The organism is Thermocatellispora tengchongensis, assembly GCF_014202315.1.
Lineage (GTDB): Bacteria > Actinomycetota > Actinomycetes > Streptosporangiales > Streptosporangiaceae > Thermocatellispora > Thermocatellispora tengchongensis.
On the sequence record NZ_JACHGN010000003.1, the window covers coordinates 108,556 to 134,594 of the forward strand.

The following is a 26,039-nucleotide window of genomic DNA, read 5'->3' on the forward strand; positions in this document are numbered from 1 at the left end:
GTGAGCAGCAGCGGCGGCCGGAACTCAGGGCCCGGTCGCGGCGGCTCCGGCTCCGGAGGGCCCAGCGGCCCCGGCGCCGGTCGCCGTATGCCCGGAACGCCTCAGGCCGGTGGCCCTCGCAGGCCCTCTCGCCCCCGGCAGATCCCGCCCGATCCACCTGGCCCGTCTGAGCCGGACGCCATGGGGGACGTGCCGTTCCCGCGCCGGCCCTCACGCGACGGTGCCCGTGACGGCGGCCCCCGGGGACGCGCGTCCTCACGGGACCGTGATCCGCGCGACCGTGACCCCCGGGACCGTGACCCCCGGGATCGTGATCCGCGTGAGCGTGCGTCCCGGGATCGTGATCCGCGTGAGCGGGCCTCGCGCGAGCGTGCTTCGCGGGACCGGGGCGGGCGGGGGGCCGAGCAGGGCGATTCCGCACGTCCCGGGCCTGAGCGCCGGGGGGCCGAACGTCGCGGCCGTGACGGTCGCGAGCCGGCGGCGGCTCGCGACCGGGGGCTCCGGGACGTCGGGCCGCGTGAGCCGGTCTCGCGCGACCGGGCCGCCCGTGACGCGGGAGCGCGTGAGCGGGGGCTCCGGGATCGGGGGGTCCGGCAGCCGGGGCCGGGTGAGGTTCCGCCGCGGAGGGGGCCGGGGAGGCCCGAGGAGGCCCGGCCGCTGCTGAAGGGGGGCGGGGGGCCGCCACGGCCGCCCAAGCCGCCGGCCACGGTGCTGCGGCTGGGCAATCCGCGGCGGCGGATCTCGATCGGGCTCATCGGGATGACGTTCGTGCTGTCGATCCTGGCCGGGCGGCTGGTGCAGCTCCAGGGGCTCGACTCCAAGGTGTACGAGGCCAGGGCCGCGCAGCAGCGCGTGCAGCCGGAGGTGCTGCCGGCGCGGCGCGGGTCGATCACGGACGTGAACGGGCACGAGCTGGCCGTCACGGTCGAGGCGCGGGAGGTGTCGGCGGACCCGGCGCTGATCAGCGCCGAGAAGCGGGCGCAGGTGGCCGCCACGCTGGCCAAGGAGCTGGGCAGGCCGCAGGAGCAGATCGCGGCCAAGCTGGCCATGACCGGCACCCGGTACCAGCTCATCGCCAAGGACGTGGACCCGGTGGTGGCCGAGCGGGTGCTCGACCACGAGTTCCCGGGGGTGACCTCCAAGCCGCAGTACCGCCGGCTGTACCCCGGTGACGACCTGGCGGGCAGCCTGATCGGGTTCGTCGGGTTCGACGGCGACGGGCTGGCGGGGCTGGAGCGCAAGTACGACAAGGTGCTGGCGGGCCGCGACGGCAAGCAGAGCATCGAGATCGGCCGCGACGGCAAGCGCATCCCGATGACCCGCGACACCCGCCAGGCGCCCGTGCCCGGCCGGGAGGTGCGGCTGACGATCGACCGCGACATCCAGTGGGCGGCCCAGCGGGCCATCGCGCAGGAGGTCGCCAAGACCGGGGCGCGCAGCGGCAGCGCGATCGTGATGGACGTGCGCACCGGCCACATCCTGGCCATGGCCAACGCGCCGGAGTTGAACCTCAACGCCTGGCAAGAGGCCGCGCCCGAGGACCGGATCAACCGGGCGGCGGCCGAGGTGTTCGAGCCGGGCAGCACCAACAAGGTCATCACGGCCGCGGCGGCGCTGGAGGCCGGGGCCGTGACCCCCGGCACCGTGTTCCGGGTCAAGGACAACATCCGCTGCGCCGACCAGGTGCTGCGCGACGCGCACCCGCACGAGCCGGAGAACCTCACCTTCTCCGGCATCGTGGCCACCTCCAGCAACGTCGGCACGATCATGGCCGCGCAGAAGGTCGGCGACGAGAAGCTGTACAACATGCTCAAGGCGTTCGGGTTCGGCAGCAAGCCGGGCAGCGGCCTGGAGACCGAGGAGGCCGGCCTGCTGCCGTCCTGGTCGCAGTGGTCGGGCAGCCAGAGCTGCACGGTCGCGTACGGGCAGGGCGTCTCGGTCACCGCGCTGCAGATGGCCAGCGTCTACCAGACGATCGCCAACGGCGGAGTACGGGTCGCGCCGCAGATCGTGGCGGGCGTGGCCGACGAGGAGACCAAGAAGATCGTCCCCTCGCCGCCCGGCAAGCGCACCCGGGTGATCAGCGCCACGACCGCCAAGCAGATCGCGGGCATGCTGGAGGCCGCCGTGGGCGCCGAGGGCACCGGCAACCTCGCCGCGATCGAGGGCTACCGGGTGGCGGGCAAGACCGGCACCGCCATGAGGTACGACGAGAAGTGCCAGGGCTATTGTGGGTACACCGCGACATTCGTCGGGTTCACTCCCGCGGACGCGCCCAGGCTCGTGGCGCTGGCCGTGATCCAGGACCCGCAGAAGGGGCACTACGGCGGGCAGATCGCCGCGCCGGTTTTCAGGGACGTCATGACCTTCGCGCTAAAGAGCAGGAAGATTCCACCTACCGGGACCACACCCCCACCGGTGCGGATACGCGCCGGTGAGTGACGAGTGAAGGTACGCTCTCGCCGTGCGTCCCCCGTCGTCCATGCGTCCAACGACCAGTCAGCCCCGCCCGCTCTCCGGGCTCGCGACCCTGCTCGGCGCGCCGTCAGGCTCGCCGAAGGCGCCGATCGCCGTGGTGACCGGCGTCACGATCGACTCGCGCGAGGTGCGCCGGGGCGATCTGTACGTCGCGCTGCCCGGAAAGTCGGCCCACGGAGCCCGCTTCGCCGGTGAGGCGATGGCGGCCGGCGCCGTCGCGATCCTCACCGACCCCGAGGGGCGGGAGGCCGCGGTGGCCACCGGCCTGCCCGTGCTGGTCACGCCCGATCCCCGCGCCGTGCTCGGCCAGGTGGCCGCCTGGGTCTACGGCCGGCCCGCCGAGGACATCGCGATCATCGGTGTCACCGGCACCAGCGGCAAGTCCACCTCCACGTTCCTGATCGAGGCGGGGCTGCGCGCGGCCGGCCACCGTACCGGGCTGATCGGCGGTGTGGAGATCCGCGTGGGCGACCTGCGGTTCACCCCCAAGCTGACCACGCCCGAGGCCAGCGACGTGCACGGCCTGCTGGCGCTGATGCGCGAGCAGGGCGTCACCGCCGCCGCGATGGAGGTCTCCAGCCACGCGCTCGCGCTCGGCCGGGTGGACGGCGTCGTGTACGACGTGGCGGTCTTCACCAACCTGTCGCAGGACCACCTCGACTTCCACCGCGACATGGACGACTACTTCCACACCAAGGCCCGGCTGTTCACCCCGGAGTTCAGCCGCGCCGGGGTGGTCAACGTGGACGACGCCTACGGCCGCGAGCTGCTCGGCCTGGCCAAGATCCCGATCACCACGTTCTCGGCGCGCGGCGCGGCCGAGGCCGAGTGGCGGGCGCTGGACGTGCGCCTCGGCGGCGACGGGAGCTGCTTCCGGGTGGTCGGCCCCGGCGGCGTCGAGGCCGACGTCGCGGTGGCGCTCCCCGGGCCGTTCAACGTCGCCAACGCCCTGGGCGCCGTCGTGGCGCTGGTCGAGTCCGGGGTTCCGCTGCAGACGGCCGTGCACGGCGTGGGCACCCTCACCGGCGTGCCCGGCCGCATGGAGCGGGTGGACGCCGGGCAGGACTTCCAGGCGATCGTCGACTACTCGCACAAGCCGGGCGCGGTGGAGTCGGTGCTGCGCGCGCTGCGCGAGGTCTGCGCGGGCACGCTGACCGTGGTGCTCGGCTGCGGCGGCGACCGCGACACGGGCAAGAGGCCGATGATGGGCGAGGCCGCCGCCCGCCTGGCGGACGTGGCCATCTTCACCAGCGACAATCCGCGCTCGGAGGACCCGCTGGCCATCCTGGCCGCCATGCTGGACGGCGCCCTGCGGGTGCCCGAGCACGAACGCGCTCATGTGATCATGGAACCCGACCGTGCGGCCGCGATCCGCCTCGCGGTCGACCGCGCCGGGCGCGGTGACGTCCTCGTGGTGGCGGGAAAGGGCCACGAGCAGGGGCAGTACGTCGCCGGCGAGGTGCTGCCCTTTGACGACCGGCAGGTGGTCGCCGAGGCCATCGACCGTAGATCAGATATCGAGAAGAGGACACAAGCATGATCCCGTTGCCGCTTGGCAGGATCGCCGAGATCACATCGGGAGCCCTGATGGGCATGGCCGATCCGCACACGGTCGTGCGCGGCCCCGTCGTGATCGACTCGCGCGCCGTCGAGCCGGGATCCCTGTTCGTGGCGATCAAGGGCGCGCGCGTGGACGGCCACGACTTCGCCGCCGCGGCGGTCGAGGCCGGTGCCACGGCCGTGCTCGCCACGCGCCCGACCGAGGCGCCCACGGTGATCGTGAGCGACGTGCAGGCCGCGCTCGCCGCGCTGGCCCAGGCCGTGCACGCCGAGCTGCCCTCCGCGACCGTCATCGGGATCACCGGTTCGGCGGGCAAGACCACCACCAAGGACCTCCTGGCCGGGCTCACCGCGCTGATCGGGCCCACGGTCGCGCCGGTCGGCTCGTACAACAACGAGATCGGCCACCCCCTGACCGTGCTGAAGGCCGATGAGAGCACCCGGTTCCTGGTGCTGGAGCTGAGCGCGCGCCGCGCGGGGCACATCGCCTACCTCGCCCGCATCGCCCCGCCCAGGATCGGCGTGGTGCTCAACGTGGGCACCGCCCACCTCGGCGTCTTCGGCGGGCGCGAGGCCATCGCCAAGGCCAAGGGCGAGCTGGTGGAGGCGCTGCCGTCCGACGGGGTGGCGGTGCTCAACGCCGACGACCCGCACGTACGCGCGATGGCGTCCCGTACGTCCGCCCGCGTGACGTGGTTCGGCCGGTCCCCCGACGCCGCCGTGCGGGCCGAGGACGTCACCGTGGACGAGCGCGGCCGGGCCCGCTACGTGCTGCGCACCCCCTCGGGCGACGCCGAGGTGGCGCTGCGGCTGTACGGCGAGCACGCGGTGGAGAACTCCCTCGCCGCCGCGGCCGGCGGCTACGAGCTGGGGCTCCCGGTCGCGACCATCGCCCGGGCGCTGTCGGAGGCCGAGCCGCGCAGCCGCTGGCGCATGGAGGTCACCGACCGCCCCGACGGCGTCACCGTGATCAACGACGCGTACAACGCCAACCCCGACTCCATGCGCGCCGCCTTCGTGGCGCTCGGCGACCTGGGCCGCAACCGCCGCCGCTTCGCCGTCATCGCGGCGCTGCGCGAGCTGGGCGAGGAGAGCGCCGCGCTGAACGAGCAGGTCGGCAGGCTGGCGGGCGGCGCGGGCCTGGCGGGCCTGGTCGTGGTCGGCCCGGACGCCGAACCGATCCTCGCCGGCGCCGCCGGCGCCCCCATCCTGCACGTCCCCGACGCCGAGACCGCGGCGGCCGAGCTCGGCCCCCGGCTCGCCCCGGGCGACGTGGTCCTGATCAAGGGGCCGCGCGCGATGGGCCTGGAGCGCGTCGCCGAGCTGCTGCTCGCCGCCCCCGGCCAGGGCCCCCAGCCCTACCCGCCCGCCCCCGGCCCGGGGCCGCAGCCGTACCACCAGGGCCCGCAGCCGTACGCCCCGGGCCCGGGTCAGGGCGCGCAGCCGTACGCGCCCGGTCCCGCCGCCGGTCCGGGCGCCCCCGGCCGGGCCGGCCCGCCGAGGCCCGGCCCCGCCCAGGGCGGTGTGCCGTACGGCGGCCCGGCCCACCCCGGCCCCCCGCAGGGCCCCCCGGGCCCGCACGGCCGCCCGGCACCGGGCCCCGCTCAGGGCCCCGCTCAGGGCCCCACGCAGGGCCCCATTCAGGGCCCCGCGCAAGGCCGGGCTCAGGGTCCGGCACAGGGCCAGGCCCGGGGCCTCGCGCACGGCCCGGCGCAGATCCCGCCCCATGGCGCGGCCCGGGGTCCCGTCCAGGGGCCGGCGCAGGGCCAGGTGCCGGGATCGGCTCAGCGGCCGGTTCAAGGGCCGGTCCAGGGACCTGTTCAAGCGCCGGTCCAGGGGCCTGTTCATGGGCCGGTCCAGGGGCCGCCGCAGGGACCGGCACCGTACGGACCGGCGGCGCACGGTGGCCCGGCTCCGGCCGCGCCGCCGGGGTACGTCCCGGAGGGCCACCTGCCGAACCCCGTGCCCCAGCCCGCCCCGCAGCCGGGGCCGGGGGCCGTGCCGCCGCCCGGGGCGACCAAGCGTACGTCCGGGGCGCCGCGGCAGGCCGTGACGCGCCGGCCCTCCGGCGGGGGCGCGCTGCCGGGCTCGGTGGAGCGTGACGGCCGATGATCGACATCCTCCTGGCGGCCATGGTGTCGCTGGTGCTGTCCATGATCGGCACGCCGATCGCGATGCGGCTGTTCGCCCGGCGCGGCTACGGCCAGAACATCCGCGAGGAAGGCCCCTCCGGCCACTACGACAAGCGCGGCACCCCCACCATGGGCGGCACCGTGATCGTGATCGCGGCCCTGATCGGGTACGCCGCCTCGCACGCGGGGACGTTCACGCCGCCCACGGTCTCGGGCATGCTGGTGCTGTTCCTGATGACCGGCCTCGGCATGGTCGGGTTCCTCGACGACTTCATCAAGATCTACAAGCAGCGCAGCCTGGGCCTGCGCAGCGGCGCGAAGGCCGCGGGCCAGCTCGTGGTGGGCGCGATCTTCGCGGTGCTCGTGGTGCGGTTCCCCAACGCCTACGACATCACCCCTGCCGAGACGCGGGTGTCGTTCCTGCGCGACTTCGGGCCGTCCATCGGGATCGTGGCGTTCACGGTCTGGGTGCTGATCATGATCGTGGGCTTCTCGAACGCGGTGAACCTCACCGACGGCCTCGACGGCCTGGCCTCGGGCGCGACCGGCGTGGTGCTCGGGTCGTACGTGCTGATCGGCAACTGGCAGCTCCGCAACAGCTGCGTCAACCAGCTCGGCCCCAACTGCTACTGGGTGCGCGACCCGCTCGACCTCGCCGTCGTGGCCGCGGCCGTGCTCGGCGCGCTGGTCGGGTTCCTGTGGTGGAACGCCCCGCCCGCCAAGATCTTCATGGGCGACACCGGGTCGCTGGCCCTGGGCGGCGTGATCGCGGGCCTGGCCGTCACCACCCGCACCCAGCTCCTGCTGATCATCCTGGCCGGGCTGTGCGTGATCATCACCATGTCCGTGATCATCCAGGTGGGCTTCTTCAAGATGACGGGCAGACGCGTGTTCCGCATGGCCCCGCTGCAGCATCACTTCGAGCTGGCGGGATGGGCGGAGACGACGATCGTCGTCCGGTTCTGGCTGGTCGCGATGTTGTGCGCGGCGGCGGGCCTCGGGCTGTTCTGGGTCGAGTGGGTGCCCAAGGCATGAGCGGCGGCGGGAGCGGGGCCGCGGCCCCCGCGGCGGGCGAGTTCACGGTGGTGGCCGGGCTCGGCGTGTCCGGGCGCGCCGCGGCGCGGGCGCTGGCCGAGCGCGGGGCCCGCGTGGTGGTGCTGGAGGCCCGCGAGGGGGAGCGGCAGCGCGCGGCGGCGGCCGAGCTGGCCCCGCTCGGCGTGGAGGTGCGCTTCGGCGAGTTCGAGCACCCGCCCGAGGGCGCCTCGCTGCTGGTCACCTCGCCCGGATGGCGTCCCGACCACCCCCTGCTGGTCGCCGCGGCCCGCCGGGGCGTGGAGGTGATCGGCGAGGTCGAGCTGGCCTGGCGGCTGCGCGGCCCCGGCGCCGCGCCCTGGCTGGCCCTGACCGGCACCGACGGCAAGACCACCGTGGTGCGCATGCTGACCTCGATGCTGGCCGCCGCCGGGCACGACCCGCTCGCCGTCGGCAACGTCGGCACGCCGATCGTCGAGGCCGTGCGCGGCCCGTCCGACGTGCTGGCGGTCGAGCTGTCCAGCTTCCAGCTCCACTGGTCGCACGGCCTGGCGCCGCACGCCGCCGCCGTGCTCAACGTCGCCCCCGACCACCTCGACTGGCACGGCTCGATGGAGGAGTACGCCCGTGCCAAGGGGCGCATCTTCGAGCGCGCGGGCACCGTGGTCTACAACGCCGACGACGAGCTGAGCGCCCGCCTGGCCGCCCCGTACGAGGGCGCGGTGTCCTTCACCCTGTCGGTGCCCCGCCCGGGGCAGCTCGGCGTCGTGGAGGACCTGCTGGTGGACCGGGCGTTCGTGGCCGACCCCGTCCGTCAGGCCGAGGAGCTGGCCGAGCTGTCCGACGTGCGGCCGTTCGCGCCGCACAACGTGGCCAACGCCCTGGCCGCCGCGGCGCTCGCCCGCGCGTACGGCGTGCCGTGCGAGGCGGTGCGGCGGGGGCTGGCCGCGTTCGTGCCCGACCCCCACCGGATGGAGGCCGTCGCCACCGTCGGCGGCGTGCTCTACGTCAACGACTCCAAGGCCACCAACGCCCACGCGGCCGGGGCGTCGCTGGCGGCGTACCCGTCGATCGTGTGGATCGCCGGCGGCCAGCTCAAGGGCGCCGACGTCGAGGACCTGGTGCGCCGCGCGGCGCCGCGGCTGCGCGGGGCGGTGCTGCTCGGCGCCGACAGGGAGGCCATCGCACGGGCTCTCGCGCGACACGCCGCGAATGTCCCCGTGGTGGAGGTCGCGGCGCAAGACACTGGGGTCATGGATCACGTCGTCGCCGAAGCCGCCAGGCTCGCCGCCCCCGGGGACACCGTGCTGCTCGCGCCCGCGGGCGCGTCGCTGGACATGTTCGACAGCTACGGCGCGCGGGGGGAGGCGTTCGCGCGGGCCGTGCGCCGCCTCGCCGCCGCAGGCGAGGGCGACGGCGGCCAGGGCGGCTCCGGGCGGCGCGGATGACCGCCGAGAGCCCGGCCGTACCCCGCACGGCCCCGCGCAAGGAGAAGGCCGGTGAGCGGCGCGGGGGGTTCCGCGAGGTGGCCGGCCCGCTGCTGGAGCTGCTGGACCGGCCGCTGACCTCCTACTACCTGATCATCGGGTGCAGCGCGCTGCTGCTCACGCTGGGCCTGATGATGGTGCTGTCGGCCTCCAGCATCGAGGCGCTGCAGGAGACCGGCACCCCGTTCACCTGGTTCCTCAAGCAGTCGCTGTCGGCCTCGCTCGGCGTGCCGCTGATGTGGGTGTGCTCGCGGCTGCCGCAGCGGTTCTTCCGGCTCGCGGGCTACCCGCTGATGGCGCTGTCGATCATCGGCCTGCTCATCGTGATCTTCGTCGGCGAGTCGCAGCTCGGCGCGCAGCGCTGGATCGACCTCGGCCCGATCTACCTGCAGCCCTCCGAGCCGGCCAAGCTCGGCCTCGCGCTGTGGGGGGCCGACCTGCTGGCCCGGCGGGCCAAGAAGGGCCGCATCGAGTGGCGGCAGCTCCTCATCCCGCTGATGCCCGGCACCGCGATCGTGGCCGTCATGGTCATGCTCGGCCGCGACCTGGGCACCACGCTGGTGCTGATGATGATCTTCCTGTCGCTGCTGTGGGTGGTCGGCGCGCCGATCCGGCTGTTCGGCGGCATCCTGTCGGTGGCCGTGCTCGCCACGCTGATCATGATCAAGGTCGAGCCGTACCGGATGGCCCGGATCAACTCCTTCCTGTTCCCCTGGGACGACGCCCAGGGCGCCGGCTACCAGTCGGTGCAGGGGCAGATCGCGATCGGCTCGGGCGGCTGGTTCGGCCTCGGCCTGGGCAGCAGCCGGCAGAAGTGGGACTGGCTGCCGCACTCCGAGAGCGACTTCATCTTCGCCATCCTGGGCGAGGAGCTGGGCCTGGCCGGCACCCTGTCGGTGGTCGCGCTGTTCGGCCTGCTCGGGTACGCCGGGCTGCGCGTCGCCTCCCGCGTCAACGACCCGTTCATCCGCCTGGCCGCCAGCGCCGTCGTGGCCTGGGTCGCCGGCCAGGCGATCGTGAACATCGGCGCGGTCATCGGCGTCCTGCCCATCACCGGCATCCCGCTGCCCCTGGTGTCCTATGGTGGATCCGCCCTGTTGCCGACGCTGGCGGCCCTTGGCATGTTGCTGTCGTTCGCGAAACGCGAGCCCGGAGCGCGCGAGGCTCTCGCGGCACGTGGCCCCGGACCGGCGTCAAGGGCCCTAAGCTGGCTTGGCCTGGGTGGTCCGGCGCGGCGGGTCCGCGCGGGGCGCCGAGAAGGTCACATCGATAGGTGAAGTGAAAGGACCGACATGAGGGTGGTCCTCGCAGGCGGCGGGACGGCGGGCCACATCGAGCCCGCGCTGGCCCTTGCCGACGCGCTACGCCAACTGGATCCCAACATCGGGATCACCTGCCTCGGCACCGAGCGCGGCCTGGAGACCAGACTGGTCCCGCAACGGGGCTACGAGCTGCAGCTCGTGCCGGCGGTGCCGCTGCCCCGGGCGATCACGCCCCAGCTCCTGACCGTTCCCGGCCGCCTGGCCGGCGCGATCAACGCCGCCGCGGGCGTCATGGACCGGGTCCAGGCCGACGTCCTGGTCGGGTTCGGCGGCTACGTCGCCACGCCCGGCTACCTCGCGGCCAGGCGGCGCGGCGTCCCGATCGTGGTGCACGAGGCCAACCCGCGGCCCGGCCTGGCCAACCGGCTCGGCGCCCGGCTCACCGAGCACGTCTTCACCGGCCACCCCCAGGCCTCGCTCCCGCACGCCGAGTACGTCGGCATCCCGCTGCGCCGCGACATCGTCGACCTCGACCGGCTGTCCACCGGCGACAAGGCCCGGTCCTGGTTCGGCCTGGAGGCCGACCTGCCGACCCTGCTGGTCTTCGGCGGCTCCCAGGGCGCCCGCTCCCTGAACCGGGCCGCGCTCGCCGCCGCGCCCGTGCTGCGCGCCAACGGCATCCAGGTGCTGCACGTCATCGGCCCCAAGAACACCCTCGACGAGGAGCCCCCGCCCGGCGACCCCCAGTACGTCGTGCTGCCCTACGTCGATCGCATGGACCTCGCCTACGCCGCCGCCGACTTCGCGCTGTGCCGCAGCGGGGCGATGACCTGCGCCGAGCTGACCGCGGTCGGGCTGCCGGCGGCGTACGTGCCGCTGCCGCACGGCAACGGCGAGCAGCGGCTCAACGCCGAGCCCATCGCCGCCGCGGGCGGCGGCCTGCTGATCGACGACTCCGAGCTCAGCCCCGAGTGGATCATCAACAGCCTGCTGCCGATCCTGCGCGACCCGGAGCGGGTGGCGACCATGTCCGAGGCCGCGGCCAGAATGGGGCGCAGAGACGCCGACGTGGAGCTGGCCCGCCGGGTGATGGGCATCGCCGCGGCGGCGGCGCAGGAGCGGCGATGACGCCGCGGCGACGTTGGTTGGCGTGAGCGAGGAACGGTGAACGTCGGATGAGTCTCGTCAAGCTGGTCGATCCCATCGCGGCCGGTGAGCTGGGGAGGGTGCACTTCATCGGGATCGGCGGTGCGGGCATGTCGGGCATCGCGCGCATCCTGCTCAAACGCGGGGTGCGGGTGTCCGGAAGCGACGCGCGGATGTCCGACCTGGTCACCGAGCTGCGCGACCTGGGCGCGACCGTGCACATCGGCCACGCCGCCTCGCACATCAAGAACGTCGACACCGTCGTGGTGTCCACCGCGATCCGCGACTCCAACCCCGAGCTGGGCGAGGCGCTGCGGCAGGGCCTGCGGGTCATCCCGCGCGCGGCGGCGCTGGCCGCGGTCATGGCCGGGCGCACCGGCGTCGCCGTCGCCGGCACCCACGGCAAGACCACCACGACCTCGATGCTCACCGTGGCGCTGCAGAAGTGCGGCGCCGACCCGTCCTACTGCGTGGGCGGCCAGCTCGTCACCACGGGCCTCGGCGCCGACGAGGGCAACGGCGAGGTGTTCGTGGCCGAGGCCGACGAGAGCGACGGCTCCTTCCTCATGCTCGCCCCGAAGATCGCGGTGGTCACCAACGTCGAGGCCGACCACCTCGACAACTACGGCGACCCGCGCGCGGTGCACGACAGCTTCGCCCGCTTCGTCGAGCGCGTCGGCTCGGCCCTGATCGTGTGCGCCGACGACCCCGGCGCCGCGGCCCTGGTGCCGATCGCCCGCGCCCGCGGCCTGACCGTGCGCACCTACGGCGAGTCCGCCGAGGCCGACTTCCGGGTGCAGGGCGTCACCCCCGAGGGGCTCGGCGTCCGTTTCGCCGTCGATGAGCTCGGGCCGGTGAAGCTTTCGGTGCCCGGCCGGCACAACGCGCTCAACGCCGCCGCCGTGATCGCGGTCGCCGCCGAGCTGGGCCTGCCCTTCGGCGAGATCCGCGACGGCCTGGCCGCCTTCACCGGCGCCAAGCGCCGCTTCGAGGCCAAGGGCGAGGCCGGCGGCGTCGCCGTCTTCGACAGCTACGCCCACCACCCGACCGAGCTGGCCGCCGACCTGCGCGCCGCCCGCGACGTCGCGGCCTCCTTCTCCTCCGGCTCCGGCCGGGTGATCGCGATCTTCCAGCCGCACCTGTACTCGCGCACCCGGTTCTTCGCCGACGAGTTCGGCACGGCGCTCGGCCTCGCCGACGAGGCGATCGTGCTCGACGTGTACGGCGCCCGCGAGGACCCCGAGCCGGGCGTCTCCGGCGCCCTGGTGGCCGGCAAGGTGCCGCTGCCCGCCGAGCGGGTCTGCTACGTGCCCGAGCGGTCGGAGGTGCCCGCGCTGGTCGCCGAACGCGCCCGCCCCGGTGACATCGTGCTCACCATGGGCGCGGGCGACGTGACCGAGCTGGGGCCGCGCATCGTGGCGGAGCTGTCCGCGCGGTGACCTCCGAGCGCGACGAGGCGGGTCCCGCACCCGGCTCCCCGGCCGGGGGCCGGGCCGCCACCGCGCCCGAGCCCGGCGAGTACGACCGCCACGACCGGTACGACCCGCCGTACGACGACGAGCCCGGCGAGGCCGGCGACGACGCCGGGCGCGGCGGGCGGCGGTGGTGGCGCACGGTCCTGCTCGCGCTCCTCACCGCCGGGGTCGTGGGCAGCGCCACCTGGGTGGTGTTCTTCTCACCCGTCCTCGGCGTGCGCGAGATCGAGGTTGTGGGAAATCTCACCGTGCCCTCCGAGCAGATCACCCGCTCGGCCGGGGTGGCCGACGGCCATCCGCTCGCCACCGTCGATCTCGCCGCCGTCCGGGGCCGGGTCCTGGCCATCCGCCGCATCGAGTCGGCCGAGGTACGCCGCGAGTGGCCCGGCACCCTGCGCATCGACGTGGTGGAGCGCGAGCCCGTCGCGGTGCTCCAGGTCGCGGGCAAGGCCGCCCTGATCGACCGCTACGCCGTCGTGACCGAGGTCAGAACCGTCGCCCCGCCCCGCCTGCCGATCCTGCACGTCAACAACCCCGCCACCGGCGACCCCGCCACCCGCGCCGCCCTGGCCGTGATCGTCTCCCTCCCCGAGGCCCTGTCCGCCAAGGTCGCCGAGGTCCGCGCCACCACCGCCGAGGACGTCACCCTGACCCTGGGCGATGGCCGCACGGTCATCTGGGGCGGCGCCGACCGCCCCCGGGAGAAGGCGAGCATCCTCACCACCCTGCTCCGCCGCCCCGCCAAGGCCTACAACGTCAGCTCCCCAGAGGTAGTGACGGTCAGGTGAGGGGCGCTCATGGCGCGTGCCGTGACCACGGCACGAGCTCCGCATGGGCAGGCCCCTCCGGGCCGTACTGTCCCGCATCACTCCGCCCACCGCACTCCCCGGCCAGGCCCGCCGTCCTGACTTCCCGCGTCATTCCGGCGTTGTGCCCCTTGGCCAGGCTTGCCCGTCTGAGTTCCCGGGTCATTCCGGCGTTGTGCTCCTCGGTCAGGCCCGCCGCCGTGACTTCCTGCACCACTCCGGCGTTGCGCTCCTTGGCCAGGCCGGCCCGCCCGACTTCCCACATCACTCCGCCGCTGCGCTCCTCACCCGGACCGGCCCCCGTCGAAGCGCCCACCTCGGCGGCTCCATGGCCGTTGCCCATGCCCTGCACCATCGCGTGGCCGCCCAGGGGAGGCGGCGAGGGGCCCGCGGCCGGTCCCCGGTCTGCCGCCGGAGTCCGGGGCTTTGGTGGCCCCTGGTGGGGGCTTGTGGCCGGTTCCCGGCGGCCGAAGCGCCGCCCCTCGGCGGGCCTCTGGGTGTCGCGCTTGCCCCGCACCGTCCCGTGACCGGCCAGGGGAGGTGGCGCGGGTTTGCGGCCGGTTCCCGGCGGCCGAAGCGCCGCCCCTCGGCGGGCCTCTGGGTGTCGCGCTTGCCCCGCACCGTCCCGTGACCGGCCGGGGGAGGTGGCGGGGGCTTGTGGCCGGTTCCCGGCGGCCGAAGCGCCGCCCCTCGGCGGGCCTCTGGGCGTCGCGCATGCCCCGCACCGTCCCGTGACCGGTCAGGGGAGGTGGCGGGGGCTTGCGGCCGGTTCCCGGCGGCCGAAGCGCCGCCCCTCGGCGGGCCTCTGGGTGTCGCGCTTGCCCCGCACCGTCCCGTGGGCGGCCAGGGGAGGTGGCGAGGGCCTGCCGTCGGTTCCCGGCCTGCCGTCGGGGCCCGGAGCCGGGGGTGGCCCCTCCTGGACGGCTTGTGGCTGGTATCCGGCTTGCCGTCGAGGCGCGGGGCCTGGATGCCCCCGCGGGGACTTGGGGGCGGTCCCCGGCCTGCCGCCAAGGTCCGGGGTATGGGTGGCCTTTCGTGCGAGGGGTGGTGGCTGGTTCCCGGTTTGCCGTTGGGGCGCGGGGTCTGGGTGGCCCTTCCCGCGTGGGGCGTGGTGGCCGGTCTCCGGTGTGCCGTGCGGTCCGGGGTCTGGGTGCCTCCCGTGCGGGGCTTGTGGCCGGGCCTCGGCCTGCCGCCGGGGCCCCGAGGCCCGGGTGCCCCCCACCGGAGCTTGTGGGCGTCCCACCTGGGAGGGGTGGGCTCCGCACGGGCCACCTGGGGGTGCCCCGGTCCCGCCGAGTGCTGCGCGACGGTGGGGTTCGATGGCGTGGAGGCGGTCGTCGTGCCGGGCGTGCCCCCGTGGCGCCACCAGGTGGGGTGGTCCCGGAGCGGTGTGGCCGTGAGGGGGGTGGGGGCCCGGTGGCCGGGGCATGCGATCCCGGTATGGGCGCGGGGGGCGTGCTGTTGCGGTGGGGCGGGTGCGAGAGAATGGGCGGTCGGAGATACCTGTGACGCGCGAATAGGACAGGGCGCGACACGCCGGGCGCGCTTGTGGCGAGGTTAGTTGACCCGCCTAGAGCGTAACTCCTACTGTCCGTATCAATCCTCAGGTTGACATAAATCTAAATCTCAACTTGAGGGTGAGGGTTTGGGAAGCGCGGGCGCGGAACGCCGTCCGCACGAAAACGCAAGTCAACGAGCGGAAAGGCCCCTCGTCGTGGCAGCACCGCAGAACTACCTCGCGGTCATCAAGGTCGTCGGCATCGGCGGCGGCGGCGTCAACGCCGTCAACCGAATGATCGAAGAGGGACTCAAGGGCGTCGAGTTCATCGCCATCAACACCGACGCCCAGGCGCTGCTGATGAGTGACGCAGACGTCAAACTCGATGTCGGGCGCGAGCTGACGCGCGGGCTCGGCGCCGGCGCCAACCCCGAGGTGGGCCGCAAGGCCGCCGAGGACCACCGCGAGGAGATCGAGGAGGTGCTCAAGGGCGCCGACATGGTCTTCGTCACCGCGGGCGAGGGCGGCGGCACCGGCACCGGTGGCGCGCCCGTCGTGGCGAGCATCGCCCGCTCGCTCGGCGCGCTGACCATCGGCGTGGTGACCCGGCCGTTCAGCTTCGAGGGCCGCAGGCGCGCCTCGCAGGCCGAGGCCGGCATCGAGACGCTGCGCGACGAGGTCGACACCCTCATCGTGATCCCCAACGACCGGCTGCTGTCGATCTCCGACCGGCAGGTCAGCGTGCTGGACGCGTTCAAGGCGGCCGACCAGGTGCTGCTGTCCGGTGTCCAGGGCATCACCGACCTGATCACGACCCCCGGTCTGATCAACCTCGACTTCGCCGACGTGAAGTCGGTCATGTCCGGCGCCGGGTCGGCGCTGATGGGCATCGGCCACGCCCGGGGCGACGACCGGTCCGTGGCCGCGGCCGAGATGGCGGTCTCCAGCCCGCTGCTGGAGGCGAGCATCGACGGCGCCCACGGCGTCCTGCTCTCGATCGCGGGCGGCTCCGACCTCGGCCTGTTCGAGATCAACGAGGCGGCCCAGCTCGTGTCCAACGCGGCGGCCACCGACGCCAACATCATCTTCGGTACGGTCATCGACGACGCGCTCGGCGACGAGGTGCGGGTGACCGTGATCGCGGCCGGCTTCGACGAGCCGCCCAGGGAGCAGCGCGCCGCGGCCCAGCAGCCCGCCGCCCGCCCCCAGCCCAGCCGTCCCGCGACCGGCTCCACGGCCCCCGTACGCCCGGTGCCGCCCGCCCCCAGTGTCAAGTCCGAGCCCCGCGCCGGGCTCGGCTCCGGGGTGTCTGAGGCGCGCCAGGAGCCGCGTACGGAGGCGCGCATGGAGCCCCCGCGTACGGAGCCTCGCCTGGAGCCGCCGCGCCCCGAACCGCGCCATGAGCCCCGTGTCGAGCCCCGCCACGAGGTCCGCCACGAGATCCGGCCCGAGCCGCGGATCGAGGCCCGCCCCGAGCCGAGGGCCGAGGCCCGGCCCGAGCCGCGTCTTGAGCCGCCCGCGCCCGTGCGGCCGATCGGCACGTCCTCCGGCCCGGCCGCCCACGCCGAGAGCCCGGCGCCGGCGCAGCCCCAGGCCGCCGCGCCGCAGCCGGCGGCCGAGGAGCCGGGCGGGCCGGTGTCGATCCCCAGGCCCACCCCCGAGCCCCCCGCGCCCACGCCGCCCACGCCGATCAGCTCCCGGCTGTCGGAGCCCGCGCGGCGGCGTCCGGTGGTGTTCGAGGAGCAGGAGGAGGAGCTCGACGTCCCCGACTTCCTGAAGTGACCGCCCTCGCCGGGGCCCGCGCGGCGCGCCGCATCGGCGCAGCGCGGGCGTTGCCCTGTGCGGGCCCGGCGACGCCGCCGCGCCGCTGACGGTGCAGGATGGATGGCGCGCGGCATGGCGCGTGTAACGGAGTTGTCGAGGTGATCGAGGCGGCCGAGGCCGCCATGGGCGGGGGTGCCGGGTGACGGAGCCTGCGGAGGCGGAGGAGCGGCGGGCGCGGCTCGCGGCGAACCTGGCCGAGGTCGAGGACCGGATCGCGGCGGCGTGCCGGGCGGCCGGGCGCGAGCGGTCCGAGGTGACGCTGATCGCGGTGACCAAGACCTACCCGGCCTCCGACGTGCGGCTCCTGGCCGAGCTGGGCGTGCGCCACGTGGGCGAGAACCGCGACCAGGAGGCGGGGCCCAAGGCCGCCGAGTGCGCGGGGCTCCCGCTGACCTGGCACTTCGTCGGCCAGTTGCAGACCAACAAGGCCCGCTCGGTCGTCGGGTACGCCGACGTGGTCCACTCCGTGGACCGGCTCCGGCTGGTCGCGGCCCTGGGCCGGGAGGCGGTGCGGGCCGGGCGCGAGGTCACCTGCCTGGTGCAGGTGGCCCTGGACGACGACCCCGAGCGCGGTGGGACGCCCCCGGTGGAGGTGCCGGCCGTGGCCGAGGCGGTCGCGCGCACGGAGGGGCTGACCCTGGGCGGGGTGATGGCGGTGGCGCCGCTGGGGGAGGACCCGGCCAAGGCGTTCGCCCGACTCGCCGAGGTCGCGAGATCGTTGCGCGCCGACCATCCGGATGCAAAGATCATCTCAGCGGGCATGAGCGGGGATCTGGCCGAGGCGGTCGCCTCCGGCGCGACACACCTGCGCATTGGTACGGCGTTGCTCGGTCGCCGCAAGCCCTTCGTCAGGTAATGTCCTTTCCAGTGGACCTTGCCGTCCACACTCCAGTAGAGGTCGAGCAGCGGTTGGTCCCAAGGGGGTACGGCTACCGCAAACGGACCTTCAACGCACGACGGAGGACGACGTAGCGATGGCCGGCGCGATGCGCAAGATGGCGGTCTACCTCGGTCTCGTGGAGGACGACCGCTACGAGAGGTATGAGAGCTACCCCGACGACGACTACGACGACTACGACGAGTCCAGGCGCGGCGCGGACGAGCGGTCCGCCCCCGAGAGCGAGCGCGAGGACGACACCGAATCCGGAGTCCCCGCCCCCAGGCCCGCGACCACGGTCATCGAACGGCGTACGACGGATCTCGCGCGCATCACCACGCTGCACCCCCGCACCTACAACGAGGCGCGGACCATCGGGGAGCACTTCCGCGACGGCACCCCGGTCATCATGAACCTGACAGAGATGGTTGACAGCGACGCCAAGCGACTGGTCGATTTCGCGGCAGGTCTCATCTTTGGCCTACACGGGAGCATCGAACGTGTTACCAACAAGGTGTTCCTGTTGTCCCCTGCCAATGTCGAGGTGACTGCCGAGGACAAGGCTCGAATCGCGGAACGCGGGTTCTTCAACCAGAGTTAGAGTTCGGCTATGCGTGTAACGTACGGCCGAACCCGTGGCCCCCGGCACGGCCGGGGACGGGGATGCTGCGACACCAGGATGGAGGCAGGGCAACGCTGTGGGGATCGTTAGGGAGATCTTGGTAGTTGTCCTGTCGCTGTACCTCGTGCTCCTCATCGGTAGAATGATCTTCGAGACGGTGCAGGCGTTCGCCAGGCAGTGGCGGCCCACCGGGGTCGTGCTCGTGGTGGCCGAGGCCACCTACACGGCCACCGATCCACCTCTCAAGTTCCTCCGCCGTTTCATTCCGCCACTCCGGTTGGGTAACGTGGCCTTTGACCTAAGCTTCACAGTGCTCTTCATTGTGGTCTTGGTCTTGATCCAACTCGTGTCCGCGCTTCCATGACGGGTACCGTCCCTCCGGACAGACTCCGAGCGCGCCAAGGAGACCGAAAATGCCGCTGACGCCCGCTGATGTGCGGAACAAGCAGTTCAGTACGACCCGGCTACGGCCGGGCTACGACGAGGAGGAGGTGGACGCGTTCCTCGACGAGGTCGAGGCCGAGCTCGACCGCCTCATCCAGGAGAACGAGGAGCTCCGCGCCAAGCTCGCGGAGTGCCTGCGGGGCAAGGTCCCCGGCGGGATGGGCATGGCCATGGCGCCCGCCCCGGTCGCCGAGCCCAAGCCCGAGATGATGGCCCCCCAGCCCGAGCCCATGAAGCCGCCGGAGCCCCCGCAGCCCCAGCCGCAGCCGCAGCCCGTCCCCGTGGGCATGGGCATGCCGCCGGCCGAGGACAACATGGACACCGCGGCCCGCGTTCTCGCTCTGGCCCAGCAGACGGCCGACCAGGCCATCGCCGACGCACGCCGCGAGGCGGACGAGACGGTGACCCGGGCGCGCCGTGAGGCCGACGAGATCCTGAGCAAGGCCCGGCGACAGGCCGAGCAGGTCATCGGCGACGCCCGCGCCCGCGCCGAGACCCTGGAGCGCGACGCGCAGGAGCGCCACCGCCAGGCCATGGGTTCGCTGGTGCAGACCCGTGACGAGCTGGAGCGCAAGGTCGAGGAGCTGCGCAGCTTCGAACGCGAGTACCGCAGCAGGCTCAAGCTGTACCTGGAGAACCAGCTCGCCGAGCTGAACGTCGCCACCGAGGGCAGCGGAGGCTTCCCGATCGTCGGCGGCCAGATGCCCGGTGGTCCCGCGATGTCCCACGCCGTCGCCCCCGGCGCCCAGCAGCCGCTCCCCGGCGGTCCCGGCGCCCCCTTCGGCACGGAGCAGCCGCAGCACCAGGGCGCCTTCCAGACGGCCGACGGCCCGCACAACGATCGCAGGTAGGCTTTCGGGTCAACTTCCTTCCTGACCCGTAAGTGGGAGTTCCCCTGTGATCCTTGTCAGCGCTGGTTTCGTGCTCGCGGCGATCATCTTGTTGATCGCGGGCTTCGTGCTGGCCAAGCCGTTTCTGGTCATGTGGTCGATCGTGGTCAGCGTGCTGTCCGCGGTCTTCCTGCTGATCGCGGTGTTGCTCAAGCGGCATGAGCTGTTCCCCGGTGGCGGGCGCGGCAAGGAGGCACCCGTGCCCCCGACCGCTCCCCACCCAGCGGGGCCCGCCGCGGGCCCGATGGCGCCGCCCATGATGGCACCCCAGGCCCAGCAGCACGCCGCCCAGCAGCGCATGGCCATGGCCCACCCGGGCACGTACCCCGCGCCGCCGAGCGCCCACCCCATGGCCCCCATGGCGGCGGGCCCGACCGCGGGGGCGGCCCCCCGCGTGGCGGCGAGACCGGGCGGCGGGATCTCCCCCGACGCGATCGTCCTGGTCATTCCAGGACGCAGGCGCTATCACGTCGCGGGCTGCCGTCAGCTCGCCGGTCGGCCCTTCGAGGAGCTCACCTACGAGGAGGCGCGGGAGGAGGGCTTCACGCCCTGCACCGCATGCCTGCCCGACGCCGCGCTCGGCGGTGTCCAGACACCCCCCACTCCCGATCCGGAGTCCGAGACGCCGGACCGGCTCGCGGACCCACCGGCGGCCCTCCGGCAGGAGGCTGCCTCGAACCCCTCCGCGAGCCCTCACCCGGCCCCGGAAGCCACTCCCTCCCCGGCGCGGGCCCGCCCCTACGGCACGCCCGCCCCCTCTCCCGGCGCCGCCTCCGCGACGCCCTCCGCCGCCCCCACCGGCGCGGAGCCCACGACCCCCGGCCTGCCCGGCGACCCGGAGCATCCCTCCGACCCCGAGGCGGAGCCGACGAAGACCACCCGCGCCGCCGATGCGCCCCCCGCCTTCGGCATCCCGCGCGCCACCGATATCCCGGCCGCCCCCGATCTCCGTGGGCCCTCTGCCGCTTTCGAGACGACCCGCGCCTTCGACGTGCCCCGTGCCGCCGGTGTGGCCCGTGGAGCGGCCTTCTCCGCCGAGGACGCCCCTCGGCCCGCCCACGCCTCCGATACGCCCCCCACCGCCCCCGTAGCAGGCGAGACCGGCGACAGCGGCGACACCGGCGACGCTCCGGCCACCAAGGCCGCCGTAGCGGATAAGTCCGGCAAGAGCGTCAAGGGCGGCAAGTCCGGCGAGCCCGATGAGTCCGGCACCCCAGATCGGCTTGACAAGTCTGACAAGGCCGGCGAGTCAGGTAAGGCGGGCACGATCGGCAAGAGCGGCGAAGCCGCCGATCCCGCCAGGCCCTCCCAAGCGGACGAACGCGCCAGGCGGTCCGAGACGGCCGGGCGTGCTGAGGCGTCCCGGCCGGATGAGCATGGCGCGCGGGCCGAGGCGGCCGGGCGCGCCGAGCCGCCCCAGACGGCCGAGGCCGTGAGGCCGCCGCGGAGTGCCGAGCGGGTGAAGCCGTCCGAGAAGCCGGAGAGGCCCGAGAGGCCCGAGAAGGCGGCCGAGCCCTCGGCGTCCCCGTCGCCCTCCTCCCCGCGTCCGACGCCCCCGGCTTCCCCCGGGGCGGCCACGACGCCGCCGGGCCGTCCGTCGAGTCCGGCGAGCACGCCGACCACGTTCGACGCCTTCGGCGCAGGGGCGCGGCCCGGAGCGGCCGATCGCGGGCGCGATGAGCGCGATGAGCGGGACGACCGCGGTCATGCGCGTGACCGCGGCGGTGCCCCGGCCCGGTTCGCGGTCGAGATCCCCGAGCCCGCCCGTGCGATTCTGGCGGAGACCGCGGAGAAGAAGCCGTCCTCTTCCGGGGGCGGCTGGTTCACCCGCGATGCCGCAGGCCCCAAGACCACCGGCACCACGGCCGCCACGCCTGCCAAGGGCGCTCCCCGGGCCGAGGGAGCCCAGGAGCCCGAGCCCGGTCCTCTCGCCGAGGAGCCGTCCACGGCGCCCACGCGCGGGCCGAAGGGCAAGACGGTCAGCGCCGCCCCCGGGGCCGGACGCGAGTCCGACGACACCGTCCAGGCCCGGCTTCCCAAGACGCCTCCCGCCCAGACCCCTCCGGCCAAGGGCGCCGCTGGCAAGGGCTCGGCCGCCGAGCCCACCGCGCCCAAGCCCGCGGACGGGGCCGACGAGATCGTCCGCGTGATGACCGGTACGCGCCGCTTCCACGCCCCGAAGTGCCCGCTGATCCGCGGTGCCGACAAGTCCGGGCTGGAGAGCATGACCCGCGCCGAGGCGGAGGCCGCCGGGCTGTCGAGCTGCACCGTCTGCCAGCACGACCACCAGACCGTGAGCTGAACCGGCCGGCCCTGAGCCGGGCACGACCGGGCCTTGGGCTGCGAACGACCGGGTCCTGATCTGGGCACGACCGGTCCTGAGCTGGGCACGACGGGTCCTGAGCTGGCACGACCCGGCCGGGTGCCGATCTCAAGCGCTCGCCGGCCTCAGGCGGGCCCCGATCTGAGGCGCCCACGCTCGCCGGCAGGCATGCCTCGCCGAACTCCGTGGCGACCCGTGCCCGTGAGCCTGTGCGTCGGCTGCCAGGGCGACGCCCGCGTCGGCTGCGGGCTCACGGGGACGCGCATATGCCCAGGGTGTCCCGTTCGGGAGGAGGCGGCGGGAGGGCGTCGCCTTTCCGCAGGTTCCGGCATCCACCCCTGGAAGATCCACCGTTCCCGGACACCTCCGGGCTTTGACACGCATGTGTGCGGGCGGAGCCGTCGGGTGGAGTGAGGTGGAGGCGGCGGCATGCGTGCCGTGATCGCTCCGTGGCAGGTCGTCGGGGCGGCGCGGGTCCGTGGAGGCGCGCGCTGGGGCCGATGGGGAAGGGGATGACGAAAGGGTGAGCGCCGAGATGGCGCCCACCCTTTCGGTGTCGCTGGTCCGCGTTACGCGGACGGGGCGAGGCGGAGCTGGAAGGTCAGGTTCAGGTCCTCGTCGCGGTGGGGGGTGAGGCCGGGTTCCTCGCCCTGGGTGAAGGAGGAGGCCAGGACCTCCTCGCTGATGGTGGGGGCGTGGGCGGTCAGGGCCTCGGCCAGGTCGGCGTCGGGGGTGGACCACCACAGGTCGATGCGGTCGGTGATCGATAGGCCGGTGGACTTGCGGGCCTCCTGGACCAGGCGGATCACCTCGCGGGCCAGGCCGGTGCGGCGCAGGTCGTCGGTGATGGCCAGGTCGAGGGCGACGGTCTCGCCGGTGCCGGTGTCCACGGCGCCGGTCTCGACCGCCCAGCCCGACTTGGGCTGTTCGGTGACGATCAGGTCGTCGGGGCCGAGTTCGACGGTGCCGACCTCGGGGGCGTCGAGGGTGACCGTGCCACCGGAGCGGAGGGTGGCGGCCACCGCGGACGGGTCGGCGGCGGAGACCGCGCCGGCGACCAGCTTGGTCTGCGGGCCGAACCGCTTGCCGAGAGCCCGGAAGTTGGGCTTGACCGTGAACGAGACCAGGTCGGCGGAGAAGCCGGACAGGTCCTCCAGCTTCTGCACGTTCAGCTCGTCGGCGATCAGGGCGCGCAGCTCGGGGGAGAGCGCGGCCCAGCCCGGGGCGCCGACCAGGGCGCGGCCGAGGGGCTGGCGGGTCTTGACGCCGGAGGAGGCGCGGGCCGAGCGGCCCAGCTCCACCAGGCGGCGCACCAGGGCCATCTGCTCCGACAGCGCCGGGTCGAGCAGCGACTCGTCGGCGACCGGCCAGGTGGTCAGGTGCACCGAGGTGGGGGCGTCCTCGTCACGCAGCACGTCCCACACGTAGTCGGTCAGGAACGGGGTGATCGGCGCCATGAGCCGGGTGACGGTCTCCAGGCACTCGTACAGCGTGGCGAACGCCGAGGTCTCGCCGTTCCAGAAGCGGCGGCGCGAGCGGCGTACGTACCAGTTGGACAGGTCGTCGAGGAAGGCGGCGAGCCGGCGGCCGGCGCGGGCGGTGTCGAACTCCTCCATCGCCTCGGTGACCTCGGCCACCGTGCGGTGCAGCTCGGCCAGCGCCCAGCGGTCCAGCAGCGGGCGCTCCCCGTACGCCGGCGCCTCCCGCAGCTTGGCCGGGGACCAGGACTCGGCGTTGGCGTACAGGACCAGGAACGAGGCGGTGTTCCAGTAGGTGAGCAGGACCTTGCGGACGATCTCCTCAAGCGGGCCGTGGCCGACGCGGCGCGGCGACCACGGGGAGCCGTTGCAGGCCATGAACCAGCGCAGCGCGTCGGCGCCGTGCTGCTCCATCAGCGGCATCGGCTGCAGCACGTTGCCGAGGTGCTTGCTCATCTTGCGGCCGTCCTCGGCCAGGATCAGCCCCAGGCACAGCACGTTCTCGTAGGAGGAGCGGTCGAAGACCAGCGTGCCGACCGCCATCATCGAGTAGAACCAGCCGCGGGTCTGGTCGATGGCCTCGCAGATGAACTGGGCCGGGTAGTCGCGCTCGAACTGCTCCTTGTTCACGTGCGGCGCGCCCAACTGGGCGAACGGCATCGCGCCGGAGTCGTACCAGACGTCGATCACGTCGGGCACCCGCTTGGCCAGGTTGCCGCAGGTCGGGCAGTCGAAGGTGACGTCGTCCACGTACGGCCGGTGCGGGTCGAGGGCCGACAGGTCGCGCCCGGCGTGCCGGCTCAGCTCGGCCAGCGAGCCGATGCAGGTCACGTGCGACTCGTCGGCGGTGCACACCCACAGCGGCAGCGGCGTGCCCCAGTAGCGGGAGCGCGACAGCGCCCAGTCGACGTTGTTGCGCAGCCACTCGCCGTAGCGGCCGTTCTTGATCGTGGGCGGGAACCAGTTGGTGCGCTCGTTCTCCTCAAGCAGCCGGTCCTTGATCGCGGTGGTGCGGATGTACCAGGACGGCAGCGCGTAGTACAGCAGCGGCGTGTGGCAGCGCCAGCAGTGGGGGTAGCTGTGCTCGAAGTGGCCGCCGCGGAACAGCAGCCCGCGCTCGCGCAGGTCGGCGGTCAGCTCCTCGTCGGCGTCCTTGAAGAACCGGCCGCCCACCATGGGGACGTCGGGCAGGAAGCGGCCGTCGGGGCCGATCGGGTTGACGACGGGCAGGCCGTAGCGCTTGCAGATCGTCATGTCGTCGGCGCCGAACGCGGGCGCCTGGTGCACCAGGCCGGTGCCGTCCTCGACGGTGACGTAGTCGGCGAGCACGACGTAGTGGGCCGCCGGGATGTCCACCAGCTCGAAGGGCCGCCGGTACGTCGTGTGCTCCAGCTCGGTGCCGGGGAACTCGGCGACCCGCTCGGCGTCGTCGCCCAGCACCGAGGCGAGCAGCGGCTCGGCCACCACGAGCACCTCGTCGGAGCCGGCGGGGCGGGCGGCGACGTAGGTCACGTCGGGGTGCACCGCCACCGCGGTGTTGGACACCAGGGTCCACGGGGTGGTGGTCCAGATCAGCAGCGAGGCGCCCAGCTCGGCGAGCGGGCCCGAGGTGGCCGGCATGCGCACGTACACCGAGGGGCTGGAGACGGTCTCGTACCCGCCGGGCTGGCCCAGCTCGTGGTCGGACAGGCCGGTGCCGCAGCGCGGGCAGTACGGCGTGATCCGGAAGTCGCGGAACAGCAGCTCCTTGTCCCAGATGGCCTTCAGCGACCACCAGACCGCCTCGATGTAGGAGGGGTCCATGGTCCGGTACGCCTGGGTGGTGTCCACCCAGTAGCCCATGCGCTCGGTCATCTCCTCGAACGCGTCCACGTGCCGCAGCACCGACTCGCGGCACTTGGCGTTGAACTCGGCGATGCCGTACGCCTCGATCTGCGGCTTGCCGGACAGGCCCAGCTCCTTCTCCACGGCCACCTCGACGGGCAGGCCGTGGCAGTCCCAGCCGGCCTTGCGGGGCACGTTGTAGCCGCGCATGGAGCGGTAGCGGGGGAAGACGTCCTTGAAGACGCGGGCCTCGACGTGGTGCACGCCGGGCAGGCCGTTCGCGGTGGGCGGGCCCTCGTAGAAGACCCAGGACGGCTTGTCGGCGTTCTGCTCGATCGAGCGCTCGAACACCTTGCCGTCGCGCCACCGGTCGAGCACCTCGCGTTCGAGCGCGGGCAGATCGACCTGGGCCGGGAGCGGCCGGAAATACGCTTGTGACGCTGACGATGCTGAGGACATCGTGGGCGGGACCTCCACGCGAAAGCTGCCTGGCTTGCCGTTGCGCGGAGGGACGAAGCCGCCTGGGCTCCGCGGTACCACCCTCCTTGACCGCCCCGGCGTGACCGGGAGGGCCCTCTCATTGTTCCTGCGGCCGGTTCTACTGAGCCCGGGGTGCGGGCCGTTCTTCCGGCGGCTCCGGGGTGATCTTCTCTCCGGCTCTCGCCCCGGGCTCACACCGTCCCCGGGTCGCTCGCGCGAGGTGGCACGGAGGTACTCGTCCCCATCAGCGCCTTGCAGCTTAAAACGATAACGCACCCCGGGCCCCGAAGCTTCCCGGTTTCCGGTGCGGGACCTGTGGGCAGAACAGGGCGGGCGGGGACAGGTAGGGGGCAATGAGAAGGACGTGCCCTAACGGGGTGTCTTTCCACAGGAGGGGTAAA

General features: G+C 73.7%; 16 protein-coding genes and 1 pseudogene. 15 read left to right on the top strand and 2 right to left on the bottom strand.

Annotated features, from left to right (window positions below; translation table 11 throughout):
• The first annotated feature begins 708 nt into the window (after positions 1-708).
• The 9 genes and pseudogenes from HNP84_RS06925 to HNP84_RS06965 all read left to right on the top strand — a co-directional run bounded on the left by HNP84_RS06925 (position 709) and on the right by HNP84_RS06965 (position 13,360).
• Entirely contained in the window at positions 709-2,442 is a 1,734-nt protein-coding gene (locus HNP84_RS06925; RefSeq protein ID WP_446697325.1) for a peptidoglycan D,D-transpeptidase FtsI family protein, read from the top strand.
• A 40-nt stretch (positions 2,443-2,482) separates the two neighbouring features.
• On the top strand, positions 2,483-4,018 hold the full coding sequence (locus HNP84_RS06930; protein WP_185048562.1) for a UDP-N-acetylmuramoyl-L-alanyl-D-glutamate--2,6-diaminopimelate ligase: 1,536 nt from the start codon (positions 2,483-2,485) through the stop codon (positions 4,016-4,018).
• Positions 4,015-5,385, top strand: a pseudogene (locus HNP84_RS52625) (UDP-N-acetylmuramoyl-tripeptide--D-alanyl-D-alanine ligase); the annotation flags it as partial. The gene HNP84_RS06930 and the pseudogene HNP84_RS52625, both read left to right, overlap by 4 nt.
• 761 nt (positions 5,386-6,146) lie before the next feature.
• Complete coding sequence (mraY, locus tag HNP84_RS06940) at positions 6,147-7,205, top strand: phospho-N-acetylmuramoyl-pentapeptide-transferase (protein WP_185048563.1); 1,059 nt, start codon at positions 6,147-6,149, stop codon at positions 7,203-7,205.
• Positions 7,202-8,650 carry a UDP-N-acetylmuramoyl-L-alanine--D-glutamate ligase gene (murD, locus tag HNP84_RS06945; RefSeq protein ID WP_185048564.1) on the top strand — a complete coding sequence of 483 codons (1,449 nt, stop codon included), beginning with the start codon at positions 7,202-7,204 and terminating at the stop codon, positions 8,648-8,650. The genes mraY and murD overlap by 4 nt, the downstream gene beginning before the upstream one ends.
• Entirely contained in the window at positions 8,647-9,966 is a 1,320-nt protein-coding gene (gene ftsW / locus HNP84_RS06950) for a putative lipid II flippase FtsW (protein WP_185048565.1), read from the top strand. The genes murD and ftsW overlap by 4 nt, the downstream gene beginning before the upstream one ends.
• A gap of 15 nt (positions 9,967-9,981) precedes the next feature.
• On the top strand, positions 9,982-11,079 hold the full coding sequence (gene murG, locus HNP84_RS06955; protein WP_185048566.1) for an undecaprenyldiphospho-muramoylpentapeptide beta-N-acetylglucosaminyltransferase: 1,098 nt from the start codon (positions 9,982-9,984) through the stop codon (positions 11,077-11,079).
• A gap of 47 nt (positions 11,080-11,126) precedes the next feature.
• On the top strand, positions 11,127-12,536 hold the full coding sequence (gene murC / locus HNP84_RS06960) for a UDP-N-acetylmuramate--L-alanine ligase (RefSeq protein ID WP_185048567.1): 1,410 nt from the start codon (positions 11,127-11,129) through the stop codon (positions 12,534-12,536).
• Complete coding sequence (locus HNP84_RS06965) at positions 12,533-13,360, top strand: cell division protein FtsQ/DivIB (protein WP_312924034.1); 828 nt, start codon at positions 12,533-12,535, stop codon at positions 13,358-13,360. Before murC ends, HNP84_RS06965 begins: the two co-directional genes overlap by 4 nt.
• A gap of 7 nt (positions 13,361-13,367) precedes the next feature.
• Here the strand turns inward: HNP84_RS06965 and HNP84_RS06970 are convergent, their stop codons facing one another.
• Entirely contained in the window at positions 13,368-13,721 is a 354-nt protein-coding gene (locus HNP84_RS06970) for a hypothetical protein (RefSeq protein WP_185048568.1), read from the bottom strand.
• Between the two features lie 1,371 nt (positions 13,722-15,092).
• On the opposite strand from HNP84_RS06970, the gene ftsZ reads away from it, so the two are divergent.
• From ftsZ to HNP84_RS50995, 6 genes are all read left to right on the top strand, one after another.
• Entirely contained in the window at positions 15,093-16,658 is a 1,566-nt protein-coding gene (gene ftsZ / locus HNP84_RS06975; protein WP_185048569.1) for a cell division protein FtsZ, read from the top strand.
• Positions 16,659-16,839: 181 nt separating this feature from the next.
• Positions 16,840-17,556: a YggS family pyridoxal phosphate-dependent enzyme gene (locus HNP84_RS06980; RefSeq protein WP_185048570.1), complete on the top strand. Its 717-nt coding sequence runs from the start codon at positions 16,840-16,842 to the stop codon at positions 17,554-17,556.
• A gap of 118 nt (positions 17,557-17,674) precedes the next feature.
• Positions 17,675-18,178 carry a cell division protein SepF gene (locus tag HNP84_RS06985; RefSeq protein WP_185048571.1) on the top strand — a complete coding sequence of 168 codons (504 nt, stop codon included), beginning with the start codon at positions 17,675-17,677 and terminating at the stop codon, positions 18,176-18,178.
• A gap of 97 nt (positions 18,179-18,275) precedes the next feature.
• Positions 18,276-18,563 carry a YggT family protein gene (locus HNP84_RS06990; protein ID WP_185048985.1) on the top strand — a complete coding sequence of 96 codons (288 nt, stop codon included), beginning with the start codon at positions 18,276-18,278 and terminating at the stop codon, positions 18,561-18,563.
• A 49-nt stretch (positions 18,564-18,612) separates the two neighbouring features.
• Positions 18,613-19,494 (top strand): DivIVA domain-containing protein, encoded by an 882-nt coding sequence (locus HNP84_RS06995; RefSeq protein ID WP_185048572.1) that lies wholly within the window; start codon positions 18,613-18,615, stop codon positions 19,492-19,494.
• A gap of 46 nt (positions 19,495-19,540) precedes the next feature.
• Entirely contained in the window at positions 19,541-21,835 is a 2,295-nt protein-coding gene (locus HNP84_RS50995) for a hypothetical protein (RefSeq protein ID WP_221335969.1), read from the top strand.
• A gap of 590 nt (positions 21,836-22,425) precedes the next feature.
• Here HNP84_RS50995 and ileS read toward each other — a convergent pair.
• On the bottom strand, positions 22,426-25,617 hold the full coding sequence (ileS, locus tag HNP84_RS07005; protein WP_185048573.1) for an isoleucine--tRNA ligase: 3,192 nt from the start codon (positions 25,615-25,617) through the stop codon (positions 22,426-22,428).
• Positions 25,618-26,039 lie beyond the last annotated feature (422 nt).